At 63.9% G+C, this 21,601-nt stretch carries 19 protein-coding genes; 10 read left to right on the top strand and 9 right to left on the bottom strand.

Annotated elements, in window-relative coordinates:
- Positions 1-62: 62 nt before the first annotated feature.
- Entirely contained in the window at positions 63-722 is a 660-nt protein-coding gene (locus ABIE20_RS01305) for a YcxB family protein (protein ID WP_429502133.1), read from the top strand.
- On the opposite strand, the gene ABIE20_RS01300 is transcribed toward ABIE20_RS01305, so the two are convergent.
- Positions 646-1,764: an SDR family oxidoreductase gene (locus ABIE20_RS01300; RefSeq protein WP_429502132.1), complete on the bottom strand. Its 1,119-nt coding sequence runs from the start codon at positions 1,762-1,764 to the stop codon at positions 646-648. The genes ABIE20_RS01305 and ABIE20_RS01300 overlap by 77 nt on opposite strands.
- Positions 1,765-1,837: 73 nt before the next feature.
- On the opposite strand from ABIE20_RS01300, the gene ABIE20_RS01295 reads away from it, so the two are divergent.
- Together ABIE20_RS01295 and ABIE20_RS01290 are read left to right on the top strand one after the other, a co-directional pair.
- Complete coding sequence (locus ABIE20_RS01295; RefSeq protein WP_429502130.1) at positions 1,838-2,227, top strand: MerR family transcriptional regulator; 390 nt, start codon at positions 1,838-1,840, stop codon at positions 2,225-2,227.
- 56 nt (positions 2,228-2,283) lie between these two features.
- A complete protein-coding gene (locus tag ABIE20_RS01290) occupies positions 2,284-2,847 on the top strand; it encodes a histidine phosphatase family protein (protein ID WP_429502380.1) in 564 nt (187 codons plus the stop codon).
- Positions 2,848-3,154: 307 nt separating this feature from the next.
- Here the strand turns inward: ABIE20_RS01290 and ABIE20_RS01285 are convergent, their stop codons facing one another.
- Entirely contained in the window at positions 3,155-4,525 is a 1,371-nt protein-coding gene (locus ABIE20_RS01285) for a PLP-dependent aminotransferase family protein (RefSeq protein ID WP_429502128.1), read from the bottom strand.
- 137 nt (positions 4,526-4,662) lie between these two features.
- On the opposite strand from ABIE20_RS01285, the gene ABIE20_RS01280 reads away from it, so the two are divergent.
- The 6 genes from ABIE20_RS01280 (at position 4,663) to ABIE20_RS01255 (ending at position 11,136) form a co-directional block, all read left to right on the top strand.
- On the top strand, positions 4,663-5,949 hold the full coding sequence (locus tag ABIE20_RS01280) for a hydroxymethylglutaryl-CoA reductase, degradative (RefSeq protein WP_429502126.1): 1,287 nt from the start codon (positions 4,663-4,665) through the stop codon (positions 5,947-5,949).
- Entirely contained in the window at positions 5,949-6,860 is a 912-nt protein-coding gene (locus ABIE20_RS01275; protein WP_429502124.1) for a hydroxymethylglutaryl-CoA lyase, read from the top strand. Before ABIE20_RS01280 ends, ABIE20_RS01275 begins: the two co-directional genes overlap by 1 nt.
- A 58-nt stretch (positions 6,861-6,918) precedes the next feature.
- The gene (locus tag ABIE20_RS01270; RefSeq protein WP_429502122.1) at positions 6,919-7,386 is read left to right on the top strand and encodes a hypothetical protein; all 468 of its coding nucleotides are present in this window, start codon (positions 6,919-6,921) and stop codon (positions 7,384-7,386) included.
- Positions 7,383-8,771 carry a tripartite tricarboxylate transporter permease gene (locus ABIE20_RS01265; protein WP_429502120.1) on the top strand — a complete coding sequence of 463 codons (1,389 nt, stop codon included), beginning with the start codon at positions 7,383-7,385 and terminating at the stop codon, positions 8,769-8,771. Before ABIE20_RS01270 ends, ABIE20_RS01265 begins: the two co-directional genes overlap by 4 nt.
- An 84-nt stretch (positions 8,772-8,855) precedes the next feature.
- Complete coding sequence (locus ABIE20_RS01260) at positions 8,856-10,109, top strand: OprD family porin (protein WP_429502118.1); 1,254 nt, start codon at positions 8,856-8,858, stop codon at positions 10,107-10,109.
- A gap of 100 nt (positions 10,110-10,209) precedes the next feature.
- Positions 10,210-11,136 (top strand): class I SAM-dependent methyltransferase, encoded by a 927-nt coding sequence (locus tag ABIE20_RS01255; protein WP_429502116.1) that lies wholly within the window; start codon positions 10,210-10,212, stop codon positions 11,134-11,136.
- Positions 11,137-11,182: 46 nt separating this feature from the next.
- Here the strand turns inward: ABIE20_RS01255 and ABIE20_RS01250 are convergent, their stop codons facing one another.
- From ABIE20_RS01250 to ABIE20_RS01220, 7 genes are all read right to left on the bottom strand, one after another.
- Positions 11,183-12,490, bottom strand: coding sequence for an MFS transporter (locus tag ABIE20_RS01250; RefSeq protein ID WP_429502114.1), 1,308 nt, complete (start codon positions 12,488-12,490; stop codon positions 11,183-11,185).
- A gap of 92 nt (positions 12,491-12,582) precedes the next feature.
- Entirely contained in the window at positions 12,583-13,800 is a 1,218-nt protein-coding gene (locus ABIE20_RS01245; protein ID WP_429502112.1) for a fumarylacetoacetate hydrolase family protein, read from the bottom strand.
- A gap of 20 nt (positions 13,801-13,820) precedes the next feature.
- The gene (locus ABIE20_RS01240; RefSeq protein ID WP_429502110.1) at positions 13,821-14,879 is read right to left on the bottom strand and encodes an Ldh family oxidoreductase; all 1,059 of its coding nucleotides are present in this window, start codon (positions 14,877-14,879) and stop codon (positions 13,821-13,823) included.
- 16 nt (positions 14,880-14,895) lie between these two features.
- The gene (locus ABIE20_RS01235) at positions 14,896-16,476 is read right to left on the bottom strand and encodes an aldehyde dehydrogenase (NADP(+)) (protein WP_429502108.1); all 1,581 of its coding nucleotides are present in this window, start codon (positions 16,474-16,476) and stop codon (positions 14,896-14,898) included.
- 39 nt (positions 16,477-16,515) lie between these two features.
- A complete protein-coding gene (locus tag ABIE20_RS01230; RefSeq protein WP_429502106.1) occupies positions 16,516-18,063 on the bottom strand; it encodes a UxaA family hydrolase in 1,548 nt (515 codons plus the stop codon).
- A 165-nt stretch (positions 18,064-18,228) separates the two neighbouring features.
- Positions 18,229-19,194, bottom strand: coding sequence for a LysR family transcriptional regulator (locus ABIE20_RS01225; RefSeq protein ID WP_429502104.1), 966 nt, complete (start codon positions 19,192-19,194; stop codon positions 18,229-18,231).
- A 34-nt stretch (positions 19,195-19,228) separates the two neighbouring features.
- Positions 19,229-20,176 (bottom strand): LysR substrate-binding domain-containing protein, encoded by a 948-nt coding sequence (locus ABIE20_RS01220; protein WP_429502102.1) that lies wholly within the window; start codon positions 20,174-20,176, stop codon positions 19,229-19,231.
- Between the two features lie 101 nt (positions 20,177-20,277).
- Here ABIE20_RS01220 and ABIE20_RS01215 point away from each other — a divergent pair, with 101 nt between their 5' ends.
- On the top strand, positions 20,278-21,591 hold the full coding sequence (locus ABIE20_RS01215) for an L-fuconate dehydratase (RefSeq protein WP_429502100.1): 1,314 nt from the start codon (positions 20,278-20,280) through the stop codon (positions 21,589-21,591).
- Positions 21,592-21,601 lie beyond the last annotated feature (10 nt).

Here is a 21,601-nt window from a genome sequence, read left to right as displayed (position 1 = left end):
TACGGGGCAAAAACCGGTAGACTGCCGCCCCCACCGAATACGGACCTCGGATCAAACCCGCCATGGAATTGCACTACTGCATCACCCCCGCCCATCTCCAGACCTGGATGGCCGAACGGCTCGAGCATGAGTTGCTCAAGCAGGATCAGCAGCAAGCCCGGGCCATGGCCACCTTTGCCCGTTGGCAAAGCCGCTTGGTCGGCCCGCTGATGTTCACCCTGTGCCTGGTCGGCGGCCTGCTGGCGATCTATTTCCCCGAACGACGCTTCACCCCGCAAAAAGTCATCACCCTGGGACTGTTCGTGCTGCTGTTCATCCCGCTCTGGTGGCGGTTTTCCGGGCGCTGGATCACACACCTGCAAGCACGCATCGCCGCCAACCACGCCAAGCCCCGGGCACCGTTGCGCGGGCTCAATCAGCGGCTGATCGAAGCCCGCTTGCGCGCGCCGCTGAAATCGATCGAAGGCAGCTATTGCCTGCGCTTCGACGAGCAGGGCTTTAGCCTCGACAAAGCCGGCGTCGGCACCAGCGTCCTGGCCTGGGAGCAGATCGTTCAGGTGCAGGAATCGCCGTACTGCTACCTCGTGGCGAGCGCGCCGATGGTGAGCCAGGGCCAGGCCTTGGTGATTGTCAAAGACAGCGAGCTTATGCCGGCCGAGGACTACCAGCAGGGCCTGCAGGCGTTCCTCGGCCGGTGCCCTCCCCCCGGTACTGTGCATTGACGAACACTGCGGTGAGTTGCAGCGCCTCGCGGATATCCGGTTTGGCTATGCCATGCCGGTTGGCAAACAGCTCCAGCGCCGCCGTATCAAAACGCTGGGTCTGGATAAAGTCCAACGCTTCGACGCTGGTGTTCAAAAACCGCGCGATGGGAGGCAGGCGCAGGAGCCATTTCATCAGTCGCAGCGACAGGTGATGCCTTGGCGGTTTCACACCAAGCGGCTGCGCCATTTGGGCCAGGAGTTCGCGTAGATTGGGTGTCCGCTCATCAAGGGCGAGCAGCTCCTGGCCAACCATGGCGTCATCAAAGGCGCAGGCTGCCAGCAGCTCAACCAGATAGTCCACGGTAACCAGTGGCAGCCAATGCTCGGGGGTACCTGGCACTGCCGCCAGCTTTCCTTGCGCCAGGTTGCGTATCAGCGTCGCCAGGGGCTGGCTCTCAAGGATATGACCGGTGCGGCTGTGACCGCACACGGTCGCAGGGTGGACAACGGTTACCTCCCCTCCTTGGGCCGACATGACCTGCAGGGTGGCAAAATGCGCCTCCAGCTTGCTTGCCTCGTAACCACCGACCTTGCGGTAGACGGCGGGCCAGTCCGTCAGCTGCGCACGCTGAGGATCGATGCCGATCGTGCGCAGGTGCTGGTGATTCTTCAGCATGTAGCCGCCGACCGTCACCAAGCGGCTCTTTTGTTCCGCGGCCAACAGTGCCACTTGCCTGGCCCCCTCGACGTTCACTGCCCGTGACTGTTGCAGCGTCAGCCCCCAGGTGAACTGGACACCCAGATGAAACACGATGCTGGCCTGCCTTAGCAGTGCCCGGTCAGCCATACTCAGGCCCAGTTTGCTGCGCTGCAAATCGCCCGCCACGGCAAACACCCGGGCGGCGTTGCCCCCCAGGTTGGCGACGTGTTCACGCAACTCGGCCAAGCGTTCCGGGCGACGCATCAAGACCCGAACCGTATGCCCCTGGGCACTCAAGTGGGCCACCAGGTGCTGACCGATGAAACCCGTCCCCCCTGTGACAAAACACTCCACGCTCATTTTCCTGCTCCTTGGTAAGGTGAAAAACCAAGCGTAAACTGTCGACCCAACTCTACAGTCAAGCGGTGTTTTCATGAGAATCGGCGAACTGGAAGCCCGCAGCGGAGCGAGTCGACACACCCTTCGTTACTACGAACAGATCGGCTTGATATCACCCCAGCGGCGGACGAACAACTACCGCGTCTACAGCGCACAAACCCTGCAGGACCTGGACTTTATCCAGCGCGCACAAAGCATGGGCTTTTCCCTTGGGGAAATTGGCGAGATTCTCGATGCACAGCGCAACAAGCTGATCGATTGCGCTGCCGGGGCAAAGCTGATTGAAAAAAAGATGGCCGAGCTCAAACAGAAAATCGTCAACCTCCAGAATATTTATCGGTATCTGGACGAAGAGCGCATCAACCTTGAACGCAGTGCCGCCGAGCAAATTGAACTGCAGAAGCTCAATAGCGCGTGCAACTGACAGACACCTTAAGCCAACACCTGCTCACGCAAGCGCAAATCAAGGAATGGAACGCAGTGGATAAGGAAATCATCTTGATGCGACATGGCCAGCCGTCGCTGGCCACCTCCGGCAACATTTCAGCGCGCGATATGCAGCACTGGATCGAGCAGTACGAACGTTGCGAAATCAACAGCCAGCCCGCGCCAAAGGTTAGCGTTGAGCTGGCAGCTACCGCCCAAGTGATTGTATCGAGCACCGCGCCTCGGGCACTGCAATCCGTTCGGGCGCTGGGCTTGCAGCCCAGTCTGGTAGACGAGCTGTTCTGCGAGGCGCAATTGCCTCATGGGCGTTGGGCTCTACCGCGCCTTTCGCCGTTTACCTGGGCCTTCATTCTTCGTGTCTTATGGTTTTGCGGTTTCTCAGGCAGGATGGAATCTGCCCGCGAGGCCAGCGTACGAGCTGGCCAGGCAGCGCAACGGCTTCAGGCCCTTGCTGCTGAAGGGCCCGTGCTGCTGCTTGGCCACGGCATCATGAATCAGTTGATCGCCAGGCAGCTGGAGGCTGCCGGCTGGACTCGCCAACAGCGCAATGGCAATAGCTACTGGAGCGCCACGGCCTATCGTCTGAGGCAAGCGTAAGATCGCTATCGGCGCGAAGATCTTAGGCTGAGAGCACAACGTCTTCACCGAAAAATCGACAGTGACGCCCGATGGCTGCTGCCTGGCCAGCGTGGTTACGGCTGCGACGAAGGCCGTCGAGCGTCTGCCAGGGCTTTCTCCAGCATCTTCGTTACGAGTCGGTGACCCGACAGGTGAGCAGTTGATTCGTTTCCAGGAACACGAAGAGCGAAGTCAGTCCAGCCTCTACGCTGGATCTGCGCGCAGGCTCATTGGCATAGGCCTCAAGTATCTGATCAATGTCCCACACTGCGTAGTCTTCGCTCATTCAGTCCCTCACCATTGCCTTGAGCAATGCTTCATTCAAATACGCCACATTCAACCGCGTCCATGGGTTCACCCGGGCCTGCTCGGGCGAAAAGATATGCCCGGGGGCAATCATGAAGCCCTTGGGCAACAGCTGGCGGGTCAGCGCTTTGGCATCCTCGACCCCGGGAAACCGCGCCCACAGGTACAGGCTCTGCTCTGGCCGCACAAACACCTCTGCGCCGATCTCGTCGAGCATCTGCAAACCCGCCGTGGTGGCGGCTTTCAGGCGTTCCTGCAGGCGGATCAGGTGGCGCAGAAAGTGCCCTTCGGTGAGGATCACGTCAACGGTGCGCTCGCACAATTCCGAGCTGCTGGTGTGCAGGAGCATCTTCAGGTCGCCCAGCTCGTCGATAACCTCCTTGCTGCCGGCAATGAAGCCGACCCGCAGCGCCGCCGACACCGACTTGGAAAAACTGCCGACGTACAGCGAGCGCTGCAGCTGGTCCAACGCCGAGACCTTGATCGCCGAGGCCGGTTTGAAGTCGGCCAGGGCATCGTCGTCCACCAGGATGAACTGATGTTCAGCGGCCAGTTGCACCAGCCGATGGGCCTTGCTTGGGGAAATGTCCGAGCCGGTCGGGTTGTGGCCCACCGACTGGATGAAAAACAGCTTGGGCTTGTGCAGGCGCAGGTGCTGCTCCAGCACGTCAATATCCGGGCCATCCGCCAGCCTGGGCACCGCGAGCATCCGCGCCCCTTGCAGTTGCAGCTTGCCGAACAGCGGGTAATAGCCCGGGTCTTCGACCAGCACGCTGTCGCCCGGGGCGACGAAGCGGCGGATGATCAGGTCCAGGGCATGGTTGGCGCCGTGGGTGGTGACGATTTGCCGGGGGCTGGCGTTGATTGCATAGCTGGCGAGCTTCTGCACCAGGTGCTGGCGCAGGCTGGCGTTGCCCAGGCGGTTGCCATAGCGAAACAGCGTGGTCACCCCGGTGCGCATGATCTGCCGGGTGAACTTGTCCAGGCGCATGTCCATCAGCCACTCGACCGGCGGGAAGCCCTCGCCCAGCGGTGAGTGGCCGGGCTCACGGACGAACTGCTGGCGCATCAGCCAGATGGTGTCCATCGCCCGCTCGTAGGGCATCGGTTCTTCGGCTTCGTGGCCGTTGGGTGCGCCTTGCTTGACGAAAAAGCCCTGCCCGTGCCGGGCTTCGACCAGCCCTTGGGCGGCCAGCGCTTCATAGGCGTTGATCACCGTGTTCTTCGAATGGCCGAACAGGCGCATGCACTCGCGCAGCGACGGCAAGCGTTCGCCGACCCGGTAGGTGCCATTGCCGATCTGCCCGGCCAGGGATGCCGCCAGTTGTTCTGCGAGTGTCAGCCGCGCCATCGTCAGGTGTCCTGAATGCCTTTTGTCCACTGAGGGTACAGCTTGGGTACTGTCTGTCCAAACTGTACCTTCTTTAGCACAACAGTTCGGACTAGGGTGGCGCCATCTCACAACAATAACTGCAAGAGAGCCTCCCCATGAGCATCGACTCCCGCCTGCCCATGTTCCGCGCCATGTCGCCTGCTGAACGCTTGAGCCACTTGCAAGCAGTGCTCGACCTGCCCGAGCAGGACCTCGCCCTGCTCCGCGATGCCGGCGCCCTGCCGCTGGAAATCGCCGACGGCATGATCGAGAACGTCCTTGGCACTTTCGAATTGCCCTACGCCGTGGCCAGCAACTTCCAGATCAACGGCCGCGACGTCATCGTGCCGCTGGTGGTCGAAGAGCCTTCGGTGGTCGCCGCCGCCTCGTTCATGGCCAAGCTGGCCCGCGAGGCCGGTGGCTTCCAGACCTCCAGTTCGCTGCCGCTGATGCGTGCCCAGGTGCAGATCGTCGAGATCGACGACCCGTTCAATGCCCGCCTGAGCCTGATGCGCCGCAAGGACGAGATTATCGAACTGGCCAACCGCAAGGACCAACTGCTCAACAGCCTCGGTGGCGGCTGCCGCGACATCGAAGTACACACCTTCGCCCAGAGCCCGCGCGGGCCGATGCTGGTCGCCCACCTGATCGTCGACGTGCGCGATGCCATGGGCGCCAACACCGTCAACACCATGGCCGAGGCGGTGGCGCCGCTGCTGGAGGAAATCACCGGCGGCAAGGTGCGCCTGCGCATCCTTTCCAACCTCGCCGACCTGCGCCTGGCCAGGGCTCAGCTGCGCATTGCTCCCGAGCATTTGGGCACGGGCGCCTACAGCGGTGAAGAGGTCATCGAGGGCATCCTCGATGCGTACAATTTTGCCGTGGTCGACCCCTACCGGGCCGCCACCCACAACAAGGGCATCATGAACGGCATCGACCCGTTGATCGTCGCCACCGGCAACGATTGGCGCGCGGTGGAAGCCGGGGCCCATGCCTATGCCTGCCGCAACGGCCACTACGGCTCGCTGACCACCTGGGAAAAGGACCGCCAGGGCCATCTGGTCGGTACCCTGGAGATGCCGATGCCGGTCGGCCTGGTCGGCGGCGCCACCAAGACCCACCCGCTGGCGCAACTGTCGCTGCGCATCCTCGGGGTGAAAACTGCTCAGGAACTGGCCGAAATCGCCGTCGCCGTGGGCCTGGCACAAAATCTCGGGGCACTGCGGGCACTCTCGACCGAAGGCATTCAGCGCGGGCACATGGCCTTGCACGCACGCAACATTGCCCTGGCAGCCGGGGCCCGCGGCGATGAGCTCAACTGGCTGGTCAAGCAGATGGTCGAGGCCCGCGATGTGCGCGCCGACAAGGCGGCGGAACTGCTCAAGCACAAGCGGGCGCAGTAATGGACGCGGTACGGCTGGTCGAAGTGGGCGCACGCGATGGCCTGCAGAATGAAACCCTGACGCTGTCGCCGCAGGTCCGTGTGCAGTTGCTGCAACGCCTGGCCGACGCCGGGCTGCAAACCCTGGAGGCCGGGGCGTTTGTCTCGCCGCGCTGGGTACCGCAGATGGCCGGCTCCGATCAGGTGTTCAAGGCATTGCCCGTGCGCCCGGGGGTAACCTGGACGGCGCTGGTGCCCAACCTCAAAGGGCTGGAGGCGGCAATAGCCGCAGGCTGCCGGGAGGTCGCGGTGTTCGCCGCTGCCTCCGAGGCGTTCTCGCAGAAGAACATCAACTGCTCGATTGCGCAAAGCCTGCGCCAGTACCAGCAGGTCATGGTCCGCGCCCGTGACGCCGGCATCCGCGTGCGTGGCTACGTGTCGTGCGTCATGGCTTGCCCGTTTACCGGTGCAGTGAAGCCTGAAGCTGTGGCTGCGGTCAGCGCTGAATTGTTTGCCATGGGCTGCTACGAAATCAGCCTCGGCGACACTATCGGCAGCGGTACGCCGGCGGCGACCCGGGCGCTGATCGCGGCCTGTCGCCAGGTGGTGCCGGTCAGCGCCCTGGCCGGGCATTTCCACGATACTTACGGTATGGCCATCGCCAATATCCATGCGGCGCTGGAAGCCGACGTACGGGTGTTCGACAGTTCGGTCGCAGGCCTGGGTGGCTGCCCGTATTCGCCCGGCGCCACCGGCAATGTCGCCAGTGAAGAACTGGTGTACCTGCTCGACGGCCTGGGCGTGAGCCATGGCGTCGACCTTGGCGCCCTGATCGATGCCGGTGAGTTCATCAGCGCCGAACTCGGCCGGCCAAGCGGCTCCAGGGTCGCCCGTGCCCTGCTCGCCCAACGCCGCCTGTGTGCAATGCATTAAGCGTTATCTCTTCACCTTCATAACAATAAAAGCCCGCAAGGGCAGTGGGAGAATCCCGATGAAAGCCGAACTGTTCGAAGTCTGGGGCGACACCGTCGACGGTCGTCACCTGATCTGTTCCATCGCCATCGGCGCCTGTGTCAGCCTCGGCGCGTTTTTCACCGCCCAGCACCTGCTGACGGGCTGGGTCGAGTCGCTGCAAATGGCCCGCGCCTACGCCATGCTGGTCGGTATCGTCGGTTGCCTGGCAGGCGGCGCCATCAGCGCAGCGCTGTTCAAGCCCAAGCGCAACGTCGTCGAGCACCTGGCAGACCCGGCCTGGCGGGCGAAAATTCTTGTGGAGCTGCAGAACGAATTCGGCCCGCTTGGCAGCTTGAGCGACCTGCCGGCGGCGACGATTGCCGAACTGCGCGAGATGGACCTGTATGACCTGTTCGCCGACTACGAAAAAGGCCTGCGCTCGCCCCCGGACAACCCTGACGTGACACCTGCCGTGGTGGTCCGCGCCGCAGGAGGCCGCTCATGATTGCCCTGTTGATGGATCAGTTTCTGATCGCCCTGGGCATGGGTATCCTCGGCGCGGTGATCTTCGCCGGTATCGGCCTGATCTCCGGCAGCGATGAAACCACTACCCTCGCGCCGCTGACGCTGTTGGTGGTGCTGCTGGGCGTGCCAGCCCCCGGCGTGCTGACCTTCTTTCTGGCCGGCGCCGTGGCCAAGCACATGACCCATGCGGTGCCGACCGCCTTGCTCGGCATCCCGGGCGACACCATGGCCACGCCGTTGATGCGCGAGGCGAACTTTTTGCGCAACCTCGGGGTTCCGCACATCGCCCTGCGCAAGATGATTTCCGGCGCGGTGATCGCCGCCCTGATCGCCGTGCCCATGGCGGTGTTGTTTGCGGTGATGCTGGCGCCATTCGGCGACATGATCAAGCATGCGGCGCCCTGGGTATTCCTGCTGGCGGCGGTGGCCATCGCCTGGTTCTCCAAGGGCCGCCTGGCGGCGGTACTGACCCTGATCCCGTTCGTCATGGTGATTATCGGCCTGCAGACCCTGACCGCGCAGCATGGGGTCAAGCTCAGCGTCAGCTACTTCCTCGGCATTGCCATCGGCCCGTTGATCGCCGCGCTGTTCTCCCTGCTGGCGCCGGCCGAGCGCGCCAGCATGCGGCGCCAGCAACCGCGGACCTTCTCGTTGTCGCCTGACGTTAAAAGCTGGGGCGGTTTCTTTCCCAACCCGCTGCGCGTGCTCGACAGCAAGCAGAGCCTGTGGACGGCCGTTACTGCGGTGGTCTCCAGCGCCACCTTCGTGTTCAGCCCGGTGGCCATGACCGTGATCATGGGTGAGGCCGTCGGTTCGCGGGTCAAGCATGTCTACCATCGCCTGACCACAGTGATCACCGCGCGCAACGGCGTCACCGAGTCCACCTACATCGCCGAAGCGCTGATTCCGCTGATTGCCTTCGGCCTGCCGCTGAGCCCGGTCGCCGCCGGCCCGGCTGCGCCGCTGTTCAACGCGCCACCGCGCTTTAGCGTCGATGCCGCCAGCGGCCAGGTCAACAACCTGCATTCGCTGCTCAGCACCTGGGAGTTTCTCGGCTACGGCATGCTGGCGGTGATTGTCGCCATCCTGATTGCCTACCCCTTCACCATGAACTACGCGCACCGGGCAGCCTCCTACGTGTCGCGCAAGATCAGCCATGAAGCGGTGATCGCGACCTTTGTCGGCCTGATCCTGGTGATCGGCATCTGGGAAGGCGGCCTGCTCGGCTTGCTGGTGATCGTCACCATTGGCCTGCTGGGCGGATTTCTCTCGCGCTTTCTGGGCTTCAACATCGGCGTGCAGTTCATGGGCTACTACACCGCCGTGCTCACCGTGCCCGCACTGGTTGCCCTGATCGGCGCCTGACCCCCACTCCCTTGGTAAACGCCATTTTTCGCAGCCTTTGCGCTGCGAGGGCTTGCTGCGCTCACTAGAAAGGAAATAACAATAATGAAGATCCTTGCACGCACCAAAACCGTTAACCTTGCGTCACTGTTCATCTGCTCGACGGCCTCGCTTGGCGCCTCGGCAGCCGGCCTGGTCGACGACACCACGGCGTCGCTGAACCTGCGCAACTTCTACCACAACCGCAATTTCGTAAACCCGGCCTACCCCCAGGGCAAGGCCGAGGAATGGACCCAGAGCTTCATCTTCGACCTGCGTTCGGGCTTCACCCAGGGCACCGTGGGCTTTGGCGTCGACCTGCTGGGGCTGTACTCGGTCAAGCTCGACGGCGGTCGCGGCACGGCCGGTACACAACTGCTGCCGGTGCACGATGACGGCCGCCCGGCCGACGACTTTGGCCGCCTGGGGGTTGCGCTCAAGACCCGCTATTCGAAGACGGAACTGAAAGTCGGTGAATGGGTTTCGCTGTTGCCGATCTTGCGTTCCGACGATGGCCGCTCGCTGCCACAGACTTTTCGCGGCGCCCAGCTGACTTCGCGGGAAATCGACAACCTGACCCTCTACACCGGCCAGTTTCGCGGCAACAGCCCGCGCAACGACGCCAGCATGGAGCGCATGTTCATGACCGGCCGGCCCGATGCAACTTCCGACCGTTTCAACTTTGCCGGCGGCGAGTACCTGTTCAACGACAAGGCCACGCAGGTGGGCCTGTGGTATGCCCAGCTCGAGGACATCTACCAGCAGCAGTACCTGAACCTGATTCATAGCCAGGCCGTGGGCAACTGGAAGCTGGGCGCCAACCTTGGCCTGTTTCTGGGCGATGAACATGGCGCGGCCAAGGCCGGTGAGCTGGACAACAAAACCGCGACCCTGATGCTGTCTGCCAAAACCGGCGCACACACCTTCTCCCTCGGCCTGCAACGGGTGTACGGCGAGACCGGCTGGATGCGGGTCAACGGCACCGCTGGCTACCCGATGGCCAACGACACCTACAACTCCAGCTACGACAGTGCCCGCGAACGTTCCTGGCAGTTGCGTCACGACTACGACTTCGTTGCCCTCGGCGTGCCGGGCCTGACCCTGATGAACCGCTACTTGGCGGGTGATCATGTACACACCAGCGCCACCGACAACGGCAAGGAATGGGGCCGCGAGACGGAGCTGGGTTACGTGTTCCAGAGCGGCCCGCTCAAGGACCTGTCGCTGCGCTGGCGCAATTCGACCCTGCGCCGGGATTTCAGCAGCTACGACATTGACGAGAACCGCCTGATCGTCAATTACCCGATCAAGTTTCTTTAACCCCGGGCGCCCTCAACAATCTGTCGCCGCTGCCGATAAAGTGTGAGCCAGGCCGTATACTCTGCCTGGCATCTATTTTCAGGGGCAGACAGGATTCGATATGAACGAGATGGGTATGGCGTTGGCCAACAAGTATTGCCAGGGTGCCGGTCTGGAGATTGGCGCCGCCAGCCATAACGCTTTTTACTTGCCAGACTGCCTCAATCTGGGCCCCTGTGACGGTGAGTCGTTTCTGTACCCGCTGGACTTGCAAGACTTCAACCTCTACAAGAACGAACAGGCCAACTACCAGGTCCCGCCTGCCCGGATCGACGCCCTGGGCGATTTCACCGACATACCGTTCGCCGATCAAACCTTCGACTACCTGATCAGCTCGCACGTCATCGAACACGTGCCCAACCTGTTTGCCGCCTACATCGAGGCGGCGCGGGTGATCAAGGACAATGGCGTGTTCTTTTGCATCTTCCCGAAAAGAAACGCCGACCCCAATGACCGGGTGCGCGCCCTGACCACCCTGGAGTCGATGATCGATGCGTTCGAAAAACGCGTCGACATGAGCGTGATGCCAGAATACAACTGGCGCGGGCACTACCATGTGTTCTCGCTGCAGAGCATGCTGCGGGCGATCAACATGATCAACTCGGTAGGCCTGGGGCACTGGCTGATCGAAACCATTGAAGAAACCGACTCGAAAGTCGGCAACGGCCACACCGTGGTGTTGCGCAAGCAGCCCGGGCTGTCGGCCCTGCGGGTCAGCGACGCCGGCCAGTTCAACGAGGCATTCAATGCACGCTATCAGGCCCAGGACTTCGAGGGGGCATTGCAGCTGGTAAAGGTCGCGCTGTCGTACGATTTCTTCAATGCCCAGAACCTGTACCTGGCCTTCGCCCTCAATTGCCAGCTGGACAATGCCCGCGAGGGCGTGGAGTTTCTGCGCCAGGCACTGATCCTTACCCCTGAAAACGAAGAGTTTCGCAAGCTGTTCGTCCAGGTCACCGGTGGGCCGTTCATCAACCCGGTGCAGTAACAACGCAGGGTGGCGTGATCAATCATCGCCCCCTGCACCCTGCCCCTTATTGCGTCACACCCACCACCTGCTCAGGCGCGACTTGTGCATTGCCAATCGGCGCCTTGAGCAACAGGAAGTACGCCAGCGCCGAACACAGCGCGACGATCGCACTGATCATGAACGCGGTATTGAACGATCCCGAGTACTGGATGCTGAAACCGGTGACGATCGGTGCGACGGAGCCGGCAATGTAGCCGCCAAAGTTCTGGATCGAGCCGAACGAGGCCACCCGGCGGCTGTCGACGATGGTGTTGACGATCATCCAGGCCGTGGCACTGGCCATGTTGATGCTGAACAGCGCCAGGCACAGCAGGACGATGCACGCGGTCAAGCCACTGACATACGAAAGCGGCAAGGTGAACAGCGCGGCCAGCACCAGGCCGGTGATCACGCTGAACTTGCGGCTGCCCAGGATGCTCAGGCCACGGCGTACCAGCAGGTCGCAGAAGCGCCCGGCGACGATGGTGCCGACGGCGCCAAAGCCATAGGCCAGCGATACCACCCAGGCGGTCTTGTACAGGTTCAGGCCGTGCTCGCGCTCAAAGTAGCCGGGCAGCCAGGTCAGGTGCAGCCAGAGCATATAGATGACCCCCATGAAACCGAGGATCGCGCCCCAGGTGCTGCGGTGCTTGAACAGGTCGAGCCAGCCGGCGAAGTACGATGCCTTGGGCACGGCCGCAGGCTGCGGCGCCTGGTATTCGCCCGGCAAGGGTTTGCCCTGGGCGGCAAGCTCGGCCAGGTACTGCGCCTTGCTTTTGAAGAAGGTCAGCCAGCACAGGGCCAGGACGATGCCGAGCACGCCGGTGATGATGAACATGCCACGCCAGCCGAAGTTGACCATGAACAGCGTCAGCAACGGCGGCGCCAGGCAAGGGCCCAGGCAGGTCGACGACCAGACGATGCCGGTGGGCGTGCCGCGTTCATTGGCATCGAACCACTCCGACAATGCCTTGGCCGCCGAGGGGAACATTGGCGCCTCGCCAATCCCCAGCAGCACGCGCAAGCCCATGAAGCCGGCAAAACTGTTGACCATGCCGAACGCCGATTGCGCCACCGACCAGGCCAGCAACGAGGCGCCAAGGGCGATCTTGCTGCCCAGGCGGTCGATGATCAGGCCCATGGGCAACTGGGCGAAGGCATAGGCAATGGAAAACGCCGAGAGCAGGATGCCCATCTGCGACGGGCTGATCATCATGTCCTTCTGGATCGAGGTGTTGGCGATCGACAGCGCGCTACGGTCCAGGTAGTTGACGATGCCGATCAACAGCAGGAAGACAACGGTGATGCGCTGGTACTTCTTCAGTGTGTTCATCTGATGGCCTTTATTATTATTGTTGCAGCGGTTTCAACGCCGGGGCGATCCTTCAGGCGGTCACACACTCATCCTTGGGCAACTTCGGTGGTTCAGGGCTGACGGGCGGTTACCGCCACCTCCAGCAGGCCTCGGCGACCCAGGCTGTCGATCAGTGCGCGCAAACCGAACGTCCACTGCGGCGCCAGGTCACTGGTGGTCACCCGGTTGCACAGGCTGCCCAGTTGCGGGTTGCTGATGGTGACCACGTCACCAGGCTTGTGGGTAAAGCCGTTGCCCGGCTGGTCGCGGTCCTGCTTGGGCGCGAACAGGGTGCCGAGAAACAGCACCAGGCCGTCGGGGTACTGGTGGTTCTCGTTCAGGGTCTGCTGCACCAGGTCGAGCGGGTCGCGGCTGATCTGGCGCATCGAGCTGCGGCCCTGGAGCACAAAGCCGTCCAGGCCTTCGACCCGTAAGTCGACCTCGGCGCCACGCACGTCATCAAGGCTGAAGGTCTCGTCGAACAGGCGCAGCAGCGGCCCCAGTGCGGTCGAGGCGTTGTTGTCCTTGGCCTTGGACAACAGCAAGGCGCTGCGCCCTTCGAAGTCGCGCAGGTTGACATCGTTGCCCAGGGTGGCGCCCTGCACCGTGCCGTTGCTCGACACTGCCAGCACCACTTCCGGCTCGGGGTTGTTCCAGCTCGACTTCGGGTGAATGCCGATATCGGCGCCATGGCCGACCGCCGACAACGGCTGGGCCTTGGTGAAGACCTCGGCGTCCGGGCCGATGCCCACTTCCAGGTACTGCGACCACAGCCCCTGCTCGACCAGGACCTTGCGCAAGGCTTCAGCCTGCGCCGAGCCCGGGACGATCTGCGACAGGTCGGCACCGATGCGGCTGGCTAGCGTCGCCCTGATCGCGTCGGCCTTGGCCGGGTCACCCTTGGCCTGCTCCTCGACCACCCGCTCCAGCAGGCTGGCGGCGAAGGTCACGCCGGCGGCCTTGACCGCCTGCAGGTCGATCGGCGCCAGCAGCCAGGGCAAGGCCGGATCGCGATGATTCGGGTCGCTGTTGGCCAGCAGCGCCGGCAACTCGATCAACGCCTGGCCCAGCGGCAGAGAACGCAAGTAGGCCACCGGCTCAGGTACTTCGAGCAAGGCCGACACGGTCGCCACATGGGCGCTGATATCGTGCACGGCGCCGGCCTTGACCAGCACCACGGCCGGGCCCTGCTGCGCCAGCCAGACGCGGCCGATCCAGGTGCCGGTGTTGAATAACGCTGCGTCTTTGCTCAGTTGCAGCGGTGCTTGGGTGTTCGCTTGGTCTGTCATGTCAGCGCTCTTGTTGTCGGTTAATGCGAAAGTGTCGGGCACTGCAGTTGCCCGGTGAGCTGGTTGAGGTCATCGATCAGCTGTGGCGACAGGCTCAAGCCTTCGCTCAAGGCCTGCTTGCGCCGTTTCAATCCCGCTTGCCCAGGCAGGCGCACCGGGCGCTCGGGGTCGACCGGGCGGCTGGCGAGCACCATTTGGCCGAGGAACGAGGTTTCATCGGTGAAGGCGTCAAGCCCGCCAAAAAAGCGCGGATCAATAACCACGGCGGTAGCCGAGGCGCCCCACTGATCCGGCGCGTCCTTGCGGCCATGGCCCGCCAGCCCCGAGGTCAGCGCCTCGACCAGCAGCGCCAGGGCAAAGCCCTTGTGGCCGAAGGCCTGGCCGCCCAGGGGCAGGATGCTGCCGCTCGGGGTGGTGAAAAAATCTTGCGGGTTGTCGCTCAGTTGCCCGTCGTTGCCCAGCAACACCGGGTGCGGCAGTCGCTGCCCGCTGTCGCGGCACTGGCCGACCAGGCCGAGGGTCACGGTCGACATGCTCACATCGAGCAAAATCGGCTCGCCACGGGTCGGAATGCCGGCGGCAATCGGGTTGGGCGTGTACACAGGTTCAATACCGCCGTGGGCGCAAACCAGCGCCACCGACGGGTCGCTGGAATACAGCATGGCCACCAGGCCACGCTCGGTGAACGGCTGCAGGTAGGCCGCCAGGCAACCGATGTGCGCCGCCCGGCGCACCACGGCAATGCCAATGCCTTGTGCCGTTGCGCCCTGGGCCGCGCAGTCGAGGGCGCGGCTGACGCAGTACGGGCCGAGCAGATAATGACCGTCGAACAGGCTGGAAATACCGCTGTGCGCAAGCTGTTCGAGCAGCCCTGCCTGGGCCTTGACCTGCCCTGCCTGGATACCGCCGATATAGCGGCTGACCAGGTTCAGGCCATGGGTGCGATGGCCCAGCAGCTCGCCTTCGAGCAGTACCCGGGTGACTACCCGGGCGACCTCGGCATCGGCACCGGCGGCTTCAAACAATTGCTCGACGAAGGCTGTGAGGCTTTGCACATCTACGCGGCTGGCGTGGCTCATCGCTGTTGCTCCGTGATCAGTTCAGGGCCGCGTTGCTCGGCTTGCCATCGACCAGGCGCTGGATACCCAGCGGGTTGGCATCGCGCAGCGCTTCGGGGAGCAAGGCATCGGGCACGTTCTGGTAGCACACCGGGCGCAGGAACCGGTCGATCGCCAGGGTGCCGACCGACGTGCCACGGGCATCGGAGGTCGCCGGGTACGGGCCGCCATGGACCATCGCATCGCACACCTCGACGCCGGTCGGGTAGCCATTGAGCAGCACCCGCCCGACCTTCACTTCGAGCACCTCGAACAGCTGGCCAAAAGCGGCCAGGTCGTCGCTGTCGGCCAGCAAGGTGGCGGTCAGCTGGCCATGCAGGGCGTTGACTGCGCGCAACAGCTCGGCCTCATCATTGACCTCGACCACCACCGTGCACGGGCCGAAGACTTCTTCCTGCAGCAGCTCATCCTGCTCCAGCAGCAGGCTGACATCGGCCTTGAACAGCTGCGGTTGCGCCTGGTTGCCGGATTGCGTCAGGCCGCTGAGTTTTTCTACACCGGGGTGGGCCAGCAGTGCCTGGATACCCTTGCCATAGCTTGCCAGGGTGCCGGCATTGAGCATGGTCTGCGGCGCCTGTTCGGCCATATGGCCGCTGAGCTGCTCGATAAAGGCACTGAAAGCCGGCGAGCGAATCCCCAGCACCAGGCCCGGATTGGTGCAGAACTGGCCACAGCCCTGCACCACCGAGGCGCTCAAGTCTTTGGCCAGCTGCGCACTGCGGCTGGCCAGGGCGTGTGGCAACACCAGCACCGGGTTGATGCTCGACATCTCGGCGAATACCGGGATCGGCTGCGCCCGGGCGGCGGCCATGTCGCACAGGGCGCGGCCGCCCTTGAGCGAGCCGGTAAAGCCCACGGCCTGGATGCCCGGGTGCTTGACCAGCGCCTCGCCGACGCCGCCACCAAAAATCATATTGAACACACCCGCCGGCATGCCCGTACGCTCGGCAGCACGCACCAGCGCCTCGGCAACCCGCTCGGCAGTGGCCATGTGGCCGCTGTGGGCCTTGAACACCACCGGGCAACCGGCAGCCAGGGCCGCGGCGGTATCACCGCCGGCGGTGGAGAACGCCAGGGGGAAGTTGCTGGCACCGAACACCGCCACCGGGCCGACGCCAATCCGGTACTGGCGCAGCTCCGGGCGCGGCAGTGGCGTGCGCGCTGGCAAGGCGCGGTCGATGCGCGCGCCATAAAAATCGCCACGGCGCAGCACCTGGGCAAACAGGCGCATCTGGCCGCTGGTACGTGCGCGCTCGCCAACAATGCGCGCACTGGGTAGCGCGGTTTCCTGGCAGGTCACGGCGATAAAATCCTCACCCAGGCTGTCGAGCTCGTCAGCGATGGCGTCGAGAAACTGCGCCCGGCGCTCGGCCGAGAGTTTGCGATAGGCCGGGAACGCGGCGCTGGCTGCTGTCACCGCATTGTCGACTTCGTCCAGGCTGGCCTGGTGAAAGGCGCCCGGCAGGCGCTCGCCCGTGTGGGCATCGACGCTGTAGACCAGGGTATCGCCCAGGGCGCTGCGCTGGCCGCCAATGAAGTTGTATCCGCTAAAGCTCATGTGCATGTCGCCTCGTCAAGAAGGTTGCAGGGCTGTCAATCAGGTCACGGCACCGGTCTGCCAGGGCACGAATTCGTTCTGCCCGTAGCCGTGCTGTTCACTCTTGCTGCGCTCACCGGAAGCGATGCGCAGCATCTGCTCGAAGATGTAGGCGCCGCGTTCTTCGATGCTGGTGCTGCCGTCGGCGATGCCGCCGCAGTTCACATCCATGTCTTCGAACTGGTGCTCGAACACCCGGTTGTTGGTGGCCAGCTTGATCGACGGCGCCGGCGCGCAGCCGTAGGCCGAACCCCGGCCGGTGGTGAAGGCAATCAGGTTGGCGCCGCCGGCGACCTGGCCGGTGGCCGAGACCGGGTCGTAGCCGGGGGTGTCCATGAACACCAGGCCTTTGGCGCGCACCGCTTCGGCGTACTGGTAGACGTCCACCAGGTTGCTGGAGCCGGCCTTGGCCACTGCGCCGAGGGATTTCTCCAGAATCGTGGTCAGGCCGCCAGCCTTGTTGCCAGCCGAGGGGTTGTTGTTCAGCGCGGCGTTCATGCGCTGGCAGTAGTCTTCCCACCAATGGATGCGGGCGATGAGCTTCTCGCCCACTTCGCGGCTGACCGCGCGGCGCGTGAGCAGATGCTCGGCGCCGTAGATCTCCGGGGTTTCCGAAAGAATCGCGGTGCCGCCGGCCGCCACCAGGCGGTCAACGGCATTGCCCAGGGCCGGGTTGGCGGTGATTCCCGAGTAGCCGTCGGAGCCGCCGCATTGCAGGCCGACGACCAGATGGCGGGCGCTGACCGGCTCGCGCTTGACCTGGTTGGCGTCGGCCAGCAGCGCCTTGACCTGCTCGATGCCGGCGGCGATGGTCTTCGAGGTACCGCCGATGCCCTGAATGGTAAAGGCGCGCAACTGATCGCTGGTTTGCAACTGCTGGGTTTGCAGCAGGCTTTCGATCTGGTTGGTCTCGCAACCCAGGCCGATGATCAGTACGGCGGCAAAGTTGGGGTGAATGGCGTAGCCGCCCAAGGTCCGGCGCAGCAGGCCCAGGGCTTCACCACCGGGGTCAACCGCGCAGCCGGCGCCATGGGTCAGGGCGACCACGCCGTCGATGTTCGGGTAGGCGGCCAGCGCCTCGGGGTGAATGTCGCGGCGAAAGTGGTCGGCCACGGCGCGGGCGACGGTGGCCGAGCAGTTAACCGAGGTGAGAATGCCGATGTAGTTGCGCGTCGCGACCCGGCCGTCGGCACGCACGATGCCCTGGAACTGCGCCTCGCTGGCAGGCGTTGGCCTGGCGTCGACGCCGAAGGCATAGTCGCGGGCAAAATCGCCCATCTCGACGTTGTGTACGTGCACATGCTCGCCGGCCTCGATCGCTTGCGAGGCAAAACCGATGATCTGCCCGTAGCGGCGCAGCGGCTGGCCTTGCTCGACGCGCTCAGTGGCGACTTTATGCCCGGAGGGGATCGGCTGGCGCACGGTGATGTTTTCGGCGTCCAGGCGCTGGCCTTCCACCAGGGCCTGGCGGGCAATCAGTACATTGTCCAGGGGGTTCAGGCGGATAACGGCAGGGTCGCCGCTGTGAGTGCTGGCAATCAGTTGCATGGGACCTCTCAGGGCGGATGCGGCCGGCTTCTTGTTATGGCGCCGCCCGAGCTGTGCCGGGCGAATCTGCGATAACTCTAAGGAGCCGGGCGCAACATTCCCAATGAGATGATCCGATCAAGCGATAACCCAGGGTTATCGCATGCACTCAGCGAGCCGTATTTATCAATCGCTGGCGGTGCCCTGCCCCGCACGGCGCTGGCGGGCGAAATCCAGCAGCAGGTCGACAAACGCCTGGGCCGAAGCACTCAAGGGTTCGTCCTTGCGGGTAATCACCCCGTACTCCAGCGGCGCAAGTTGCAACGGCGACTGCAGCTCGCAGAACTGGCCGCTGCTCAACTGCGCCGCCACCATCGAGCGCGGCAACATGGCAATCATCGGCCCGGACTCGAGCAGATGCAGGAACATCGGCATCGAGATGGTGTTGACGCTGTCGGCCGGGGTGGCGATGCCGGCCGCCCTGAAGGCCTGCTCCAGACGCTCGCGCAACGGCGTGCCGACCGGGTACAACACCCAGGGCCAGTCGCCCAGTGCCTGCAGTGGCGTGTCGCCCTGCTGAATAAGCGGGTGATCCTTGTTGACCACCAGGCTGAAGGGTTCCGGCTCCAGGGCCTGGAAGTCGAACAGCTGGCTGAAGCGCTCCTCGGTGAAGCGGCCGATCATCAGGTCGAGCTTGTTCTGCTCAAGCATGGCCAGTAGGTGGTCGCTGGACTGCTCGACCACTTCGATCGACAGCAGCGGGCTGCGCGCCTTGATCGCGGCAATCGCCTGGGGCAGCACCAGGGGCGTCGCGGCAAAAATCCCGCCGACGCGAATAAAGCCATGGCCGCCCTTGCGCAGGCGGTTGACCTGGTCGACGAACTGCTGCGACTCGGCCAGCGCCCCTTGCGCATAGCGCACCACGTACTCGCCAAGTTCGGTGGGCGGCATGCTGCGCGGCAGGCGCTCGAACAGGGCAAAGCCGAACTGCTCTTCAAGGTCGCGCAGCATCTTGCTCAAGGCCGGCTGGCTGAGGTTCATGCGCGTGGCGGTGGCGTGCATGTTGCGCGTGCGCGCCAGGGTGTCGATCAACACCAGGTGCTTGAAGCGTATCCAGTTGCAGAAACTGGCGTGGGTAATATCTGAAGCCATCAACGAACTGCCTCTTGCAGATGAAAGCGCATGGCTATTGGGCCCGCAGGTAGTGCAGCAAGGTGTCCAGGGCTACCGAGCGCGGCCGCGAACGCAAGGTCAGCAGCCCCAGGTTGACCATCGAGATCGGCAGTTCAACCGGCAGGATGGCAACCATGGCGTAACGGGCATAATGCTCGGCGACGTCGTTGGGCACCACTGCAATCATGTCCGAGGCTTCGAGCATGGCCGTGGTGGCGAGGATCGACGCGGTCTCGACGATGTCCAGCGACTGCACCATACCCGCCGCCTGCAGGGCGTTCTCGACCCGCCGGCGCATGGGGCTGCCGATCGGGTGGAGGATCCAGGTCAGCTCCACCAGGTCGGCCAGCGCAAGGCGTGCGGCACTGGCCAGCGGATGGCCGGCACGGGCAACCACGCGCATCTGTTCGTCGCTGTCGAGCAACTCGATGTTCAGCTCATGGCTGTCGCTCTGGTCCGGCAGGCGCCCGACCACCAGGTCGAAATCGCCGCGCAGCAGCGACGGCAGCAAGGTGTCGCTGGTACCAACCTCCAGCGAGATACGCACCTTGGGATGCTCGCGCTTGTAGGCCAGCACCGCCTGGGTCAGCAGCCCCGGCACCGGGCCCATGACGCTGCCGACCCGTACCAGGCCTGCAGCACCACGGGCCAGTTCAGCGATCTGCGCCTGGGCGTGCTCGAACTCGTGCAGGGCGCCCTGGGCATAACGGATCATCACCTCGCCATACAGGGTCGGCTGCATGCCCCGAGGCAAGCGCTCGAACAGGCGCACGCCGAGGCGCTCTTCCAGTTGCTGCAACAACAGGCTGGCCGCAGGTTGGGTTGTGTGCATCGCCGCAGCGGCGCGGCGCAAATTGCCGAACTCGCCCAGGGCATTGAGCAAGGTGATCTGCCGGCTGGAGATTTTCAGCGCCCCCAGGCTGGCGGGGGCCGGTAGCGCGTGCTCGGGCTTGGAAGACATATCAAATCCGGTATCCCTACTTAGGAATTGGCGATTATGCCTGTATCGCTCGACAACCTACAGTCAGGCCTCCCTGTGCCACCCCAGAACAAGAGCCCGCCATGAGCATACGCATTACCCACCTGAGTGTTCGCGACATCCGCTTCCCTACTTCGCTGTCGCTGGACGGCTCCGACGCGATGAACAGCGCCCCGGACTACTCGGCCTCCTATGTCGTGCTGCACACCGATGCCGCCCACCTCGAAGGCCACGGCCTGACCTTCACCATCGGGCGCGGCAACGAGATCTGCGCCGCCGCCGTGCAATCGCTTGCGCCGCTGATCGTCGGCCTGACCCTTGAAGACATCGTCGCCGACATGGGCGGTTTCTGGCATCGCTTTACCGCGGGCGACAGCCAGTTGCGCTGGCTGGGCCCGGAAAAGGGCGTGATCCACCTGGCCACCGCCGCCATCGTCAACGCCGTCTGGGACCTGTGGGCCAAGCATGAAGGCAAGCCGGTGTGGAAGCTGCTCGCCGACATGAGCCCCGAGCAACTGGTGGGCTGCCTGGACTTCAGCTACGTCACCGACGTGCTCACCCCCGAAGAAGCCATCGCCCTGCTGCGCCGCCAGGTGCCAGGCAAGGCCGAGCGCGAGGCGCAGATGCTGCGCGAAGGCTACCCGGGCTACACCACCGCACCCGGCTGGCTCGGCTACAGCGAAGAGAAAATGCGCCAGCTGACCCGCGAGGCGATCGCCGAAGGCTGGACCCATATCAAGCAGAAAATCGGTGCCAACCTTGAAGACGACATTCGCCGCGCCGGCATCCTGCGCGACGAGATGGGCTGGGAGCGCACGTTGATGATGGACGCCAACCAGGTCTGGAGCGTCGATGAGTCGGTGGCCAACATGCGCCGCCTGGCGGTCTTCGAGCCGCTGTGGATCGAAGAGCCGACCAGCCCCGATGACATTCTCGGCCACGCTGCGATCCGCCAGCGCATTGCACCGATCGGCGTCGCCACTGGCGAGCATTGCCACAACCGGGTGATGTTCAAGCAGATGTTCCAGGCCGGGGCACTGGATTTCTGTCAGCTGGATGCCGCGCGCCTGGGTGGCCTCAACGAGGTGCTGATCGTGCTGCTGATGGCGGCCAAGTACGATGTGCCGGTGTGCCCTCATGGCGGCGGCGTCGGCCTGTGCGAATATGTGCAGAACATCGCCCTGTTCGACTACATTGCCGTCTCGGCCTCGTTGCACAACCGCGTGCTGGAGTACGTCGACCACCTGCACGAACACTTCATCGACCCGGTGGTGATCCGCCGCGGTCGCTACATGCCGCCGCAACGCCCTGGCTACAGCATCGAAATGCACGCCGAAACACTGGAGCGCTACCAGTATCCCGATGGCGCCGTGTGGCTGGACATCAACCGTGACTGACTGACCTACC

The organism is Pseudomonas sp. 2835 (genome assembly GCF_050435905.1).
Taxonomy (GTDB): domain Bacteria; phylum Pseudomonadota; class Gammaproteobacteria; order Pseudomonadales; family Pseudomonadaceae; genus Aquipseudomonas.
Note: the sequence above shows the minus strand (reverse complement) of the source record. Positions and strands in the feature narration are given on the sequence as shown.

Bases quoted from the DNA above. Each gene is read 5' to 3' on its own strand.
- ABIE20_RS01305 (WP_429502133.1), top strand. From the start codon at position 63: ATGGAATTGCACTACTGCATCACCCCCGCCCATCTCCAGACCTGGATG.
- ABIE20_RS01300 (WP_429502132.1), bottom strand. From the start codon at position 1,764: ATGAGCGTGGAGTGTTTTGTCACAGGGGGGACGGGTTTCATCGGTCAG.
- ABIE20_RS01295 (WP_429502130.1), top strand. From the start codon at position 1,838: ATGAGAATCGGCGAACTGGAAGCCCGCAGCGGAGCGAGTCGACACACC.
- ABIE20_RS01285 (WP_429502128.1), bottom strand. From the start codon at position 4,525: ATGGCGCGGCTGACACTCGCAGAACAACTGGCGGCATCCCTGGCCGGG.
- ABIE20_RS01280 (WP_429502126.1), top strand. From the start codon at position 4,663: ATGAGCATCGACTCCCGCCTGCCCATGTTCCGCGCCATGTCGCCTGCT.
- ABIE20_RS01275 (WP_429502124.1), top strand. From the start codon at position 5,949: ATGGACGCGGTACGGCTGGTCGAAGTGGGCGCACGCGATGGCCTGCAG.
- ABIE20_RS01270 (WP_429502122.1), top strand. From the start codon at position 6,919: ATGAAAGCCGAACTGTTCGAAGTCTGGGGCGACACCGTCGACGGTCGT.
- ABIE20_RS01265 (WP_429502120.1), top strand. From the start codon at position 7,383: ATGATTGCCCTGTTGATGGATCAGTTTCTGATCGCCCTGGGCATGGGT.
- ABIE20_RS01260 (WP_429502118.1), top strand. From the start codon at position 8,856: ATGAAGATCCTTGCACGCACCAAAACCGTTAACCTTGCGTCACTGTTC.
- ABIE20_RS01255 (WP_429502116.1), top strand. From the start codon at position 10,210: ATGAACGAGATGGGTATGGCGTTGGCCAACAAGTATTGCCAGGGTGCC.
- ABIE20_RS01250 (WP_429502114.1), bottom strand. From the start codon at position 12,490: ATGAACACACTGAAGAAGTACCAGCGCATCACCGTTGTCTTCCTGCTG.
- ABIE20_RS01245 (WP_429502112.1), bottom strand. From the start codon at position 13,800: ATGACAGACCAAGCGAACACCCAAGCACCGCTGCAACTGAGCAAAGAC.
- ABIE20_RS01240 (WP_429502110.1), bottom strand. From the start codon at position 14,879: ATGAGCCACGCCAGCCGCGTAGATGTGCAAAGCCTCACAGCCTTCGTC.
- ABIE20_RS01235 (WP_429502108.1), bottom strand. From the start codon at position 16,476: ATGAGCTTTAGCGGATACAACTTCATTGGCGGCCAGCGCAGCGCCCTG.
- ABIE20_RS01230 (WP_429502106.1), bottom strand. From the start codon at position 18,063: ATGCAACTGATTGCCAGCACTCACAGCGGCGACCCTGCCGTTATCCGC.
- ABIE20_RS01225 (WP_429502104.1), bottom strand. From the start codon at position 19,194: ATGGCTTCAGATATTACCCACGCCAGTTTCTGCAACTGGATACGCTTC.
- ABIE20_RS01220 (WP_429502102.1), bottom strand. From the start codon at position 20,176: ATGTCTTCCAAGCCCGAGCACGCGCTACCGGCCCCCGCCAGCCTGGGG.
- ABIE20_RS01215 (WP_429502100.1), top strand. From the start codon at position 20,278: ATGAGCATACGCATTACCCACCTGAGTGTTCGCGACATCCGCTTCCCT.